This is a genomic window from Streptomyces purpurogeneiscleroticus (assembly GCF_020024005.1).
GTDB lineage: Bacteria > Actinomycetota > Actinomycetes > Streptomycetales > Streptomycetaceae > Streptomyces > Streptomyces purpurogeneiscleroticus.
Map to the genome: position 1 here is coordinate 1 of NZ_NHSG01000240.1, position 3,178 is coordinate 3,178.

The 3,178-nt window shown below is 76.2% G+C and carries 2 protein-coding genes; both read left to right on the forward strand.

The features are described 5' to 3' along the window. Positions 1-2,044, forward strand: a 2,044-nt coding sequence (locus CCS38_RS15485) for a glycogen debranching N-terminal domain-containing protein (protein ID WP_372457082.1), incomplete at its 5' end; no start/stop codon positions are given. Between the two features lie 48 nt (positions 2,045-2,092). Next, positions 2,093-2,857: an NUDIX hydrolase gene (locus CCS38_RS15490; RefSeq protein ID WP_030260778.1), complete on the forward strand. Its 765-nt coding sequence runs from the start codon at positions 2,093-2,095 to the stop codon at positions 2,855-2,857. Positions 2,858-3,178: the final 321 nt, after the last annotated feature.

Here is a 3,178-nt window from a genome sequence, read left to right on the forward strand (position 1 = left end):
CCCCGCACGGCAGCGCGCCGCGCCCGCTCCCCGGACTCCCGGGCCGCAACCCGTCCACACGGCCCTGATCTGCGTCGCGCTGCCCGCGCTCGCGATCTCCGCCACCACCGACGGCCAGCTCACCGGCCGGGGGATGGAGGGCTTCTACCGCTCCGGCAGACGCGTGCTCGCCCGCTGCGTCCTGCGGGTGGCCGGCGCTCAGCCGCTCACCGTGCAGGCCAGACCGCTCGCCGCCGACCGCGCCCGCTTCACCGGCACGCTCCGCACGCCGCACGACCCCGGACCCGACCCCGGCCTCCTGGTCGAGCGCCTCCGGAACGCCGACGGCACCGAACGCATCACGCTGTACAACCACACCCGCCGGGCGCTGCGTCTCCCGCTAGAAATCACCTTCGCCACCGACCTCGCCGAACTGGGCGCCGTCGCCGGCGGACTCCCGGGGCCCGATCTGCCCGCCTCCGTCCACGACGCCGGCCTCCGCTGGACCAGCGACTCGGTCCACGCCACCGTGACCGCGGACCCGCCGCCCGACGACGCGCTCGCGGCGGCCGGGCTGCTGCGCTGGGGGCTGCATCTGCCGCCCGGCGCCCACCGCACCATCGAGCTCCGCATCCGCAGCGGCACCACCGCACCGGCGCACCCGGCCTCCCGCGGCAGCGCCGTCCCCGCCGCCGGACCGAGCGCCGCCCGCCCGCCGCGCCCCTGGTCCCTGGCCCGGCTCCAGTGCGAGGACCCACGAGCCGGTACGTTGCTCGCGACCGCTCTCGACGATCTCCACGGCCTTCTGGTCCGGGACCCCGCGGTGCCCGCCGACGCCTGCCTCGCCGCCGGCGTCCCCTGGCGCTGCACCCCGGCCCCGGCCGAGTCTCTGTCCGCCGCCCGCATGCTCCTTCCGCTGGGCACCGGACTCGCGGCGAGCACCCTCCGCGTCCTCGCCCGCACCCAGCACGCCGCCCCTGGACCGGAATTCGGCCGAATTCCCGGCCCGCTGCGCGACGCAGGCCCTCATTCGCCACCCAGCTGCACCGGCGTCGAGGCGACCCTGCTGTTCCCGACCGTCCTCGCCGAAGCCCGCCGCTGGGGCCTGCCGGCCCCTGAAGTGGAGCGCCTGCTCCCCGCCGCCGAACGGTGCCTGACCTGGCTGTGCCGTACGACGGAGCAGGCCGCCGAGTCCCCGGCCACCGGAGGTTGCGTACCGGACCCGGCCCCGACCGGCCCGTACCGCAGCGAAACACAGGCCCACGCCCACCGCGCCGCGCTGCTGGGCGCCGATCTCCTCGACGCCTGCAACCGCCCCGGAGGCGACGCGCTCCGCGAATGGGCCGCCGCGCTGCGCCGGCGCTTCCGCGACGGGTTCTGGATCGACGACGCGGGCGGCGGCCGCCCCGCGGCCCTGTGCGCCCCCGACGGCCGGCCGCTCACGCGCCTCGTCGCCGGTGCCGCGCACCTCCTCGACACCGGCCTGCTCGGTGCCGGCACCTTCGCCCCCGGTCTGCTCGACAGCACCCGCGCGGAGCAGGTGGCGAGACTGCTGAACAGCCCTGCCCTGGACACCGGCTGGGGCCTGCGCGGCCTCGGCGGCAAGGAGGACGGCTACAACCCCTTCGGCCACCGCAGCGGAGCGGTCCGTGTGCAGGACACCGCCGTCGCCGCCGCGGCCCTGGCCGCCGCAGGCCACGAAACGGCGGCGACCTCTTTGATCCGAGGACTGCTGGACGCCGCGGAGACCTTCGGGTACCGCCTCCCGGAGATGTACTCGGGACAGCAGCGCACGGGCGACGGCGCTCCCGTGGCACACCCCACGGCCTGCCGCCCGGCGGCGGTGGCGGCGGCCGGCGCGGTGCACGCCCTGGTCGCGCTCGCGGGCATCCGCCCCGATGTGCCCGGCGGCACGCTCTCCGTGCGCCCCGTCGCCGGTACACCCCTGGGCGCCCTGCACCTCACCGGCCTGACCGTCGCGGAGCGGCCTTTTGCCGTACATGTCAGCGGCCGTGGCCTGGGAATGGTGGAGGAGGCGGCGGATGGCCTGCAACTGGGGGCGTGAAGCAGCGGACGGCCTGTTTATCGTCAGGCGGACGACTATGATCGCGGCATGCCTCCCTACGACCCGTCGGCCTTCCCTCCGTTCGCCGTCACCGTCGACCTGGTCGTGCTCACCGTGCGCAGGCACGCGTTGTGCGCGTTGGCCGTTCGCCGCGGTGAGCCACCGTTCCCGGGCCGGTGGGCCCTGCCCGGCGGATTCGTGCGGGCCGACGAGGACCTGGAGACCGCGGCGGCGAGGGAGCTCGCCGAGGAGACCGGTCTGCACGCCCACGGTCCGGCGGGCCCGCAGTTGTTCCCCGGTGCCCACCTCGAACAGCTCGCCACGTACGGAGACCCCAAGCGGGACCCGCGGATGCGGGTCGTCAGCGTGGCGCACCTGGTGCTCGCCCCCGATCTGCCGGCGCCGCGCGCGGGCGGCGACGCGCACAGCGCGCGGTGGGCCCCGGTCGAGACCCTCCTCGGGCAGGAGAACGGCCTCGCCCGCGACGGCGAACCGACCGCCTCCCTGGCCTTCGACCATGCGCGCATCCTCGGGGACGGCGTGGAGCGGGCCCGCTCCAAGATCGAGTACTCCTCGCTCGCCACCGCGTTCTGCCCGCCGGAGTTCACGGTGGGGGAGCTGCGCCGGGTGTACGAGGCGGTCTGGGGCGTGGCCCTGGACCCGCGGAACTTCCACCGCAAGGTGACCGGCACGCCCGGCTTCCTCGTCCCGACCGGCGGCACGACGACCCGTCAGGGCGGCCGCCCGGCCCAGCTCTTCAGGGCAGGCGGCGCGACACTCCTGAACCCACCGATGCTGCGCCCGGAGGTGTGACGCCGGGCGCCTGACGCCGGGTACCTGTCTTGCCGGGCGCCTGCTTCGCCGGTCCCCGCCTTGCCGGGCTCCTGCCTCGGCCCGGGTGCCTGCCTTCCCGGGCCCCTGACGCGGGCCGTCGCCTCGCCTCGCCCCGCCCCTGGAACCCGGGTCGTTGGGCCTGCCCGCTCCCGGAACGGGCGGCGGTTTCGCGCGGCGAGGACACGAGCGGCGCGGAGGGCTCGGAATTGCGGGCAAATCGGACATTGCGCGTTACCTTGGCGGGGTGAGTCCTTCAGTCCCCGCAGCACTCGCAACTGCCGCCGCCCTCGCCCCCGCGCC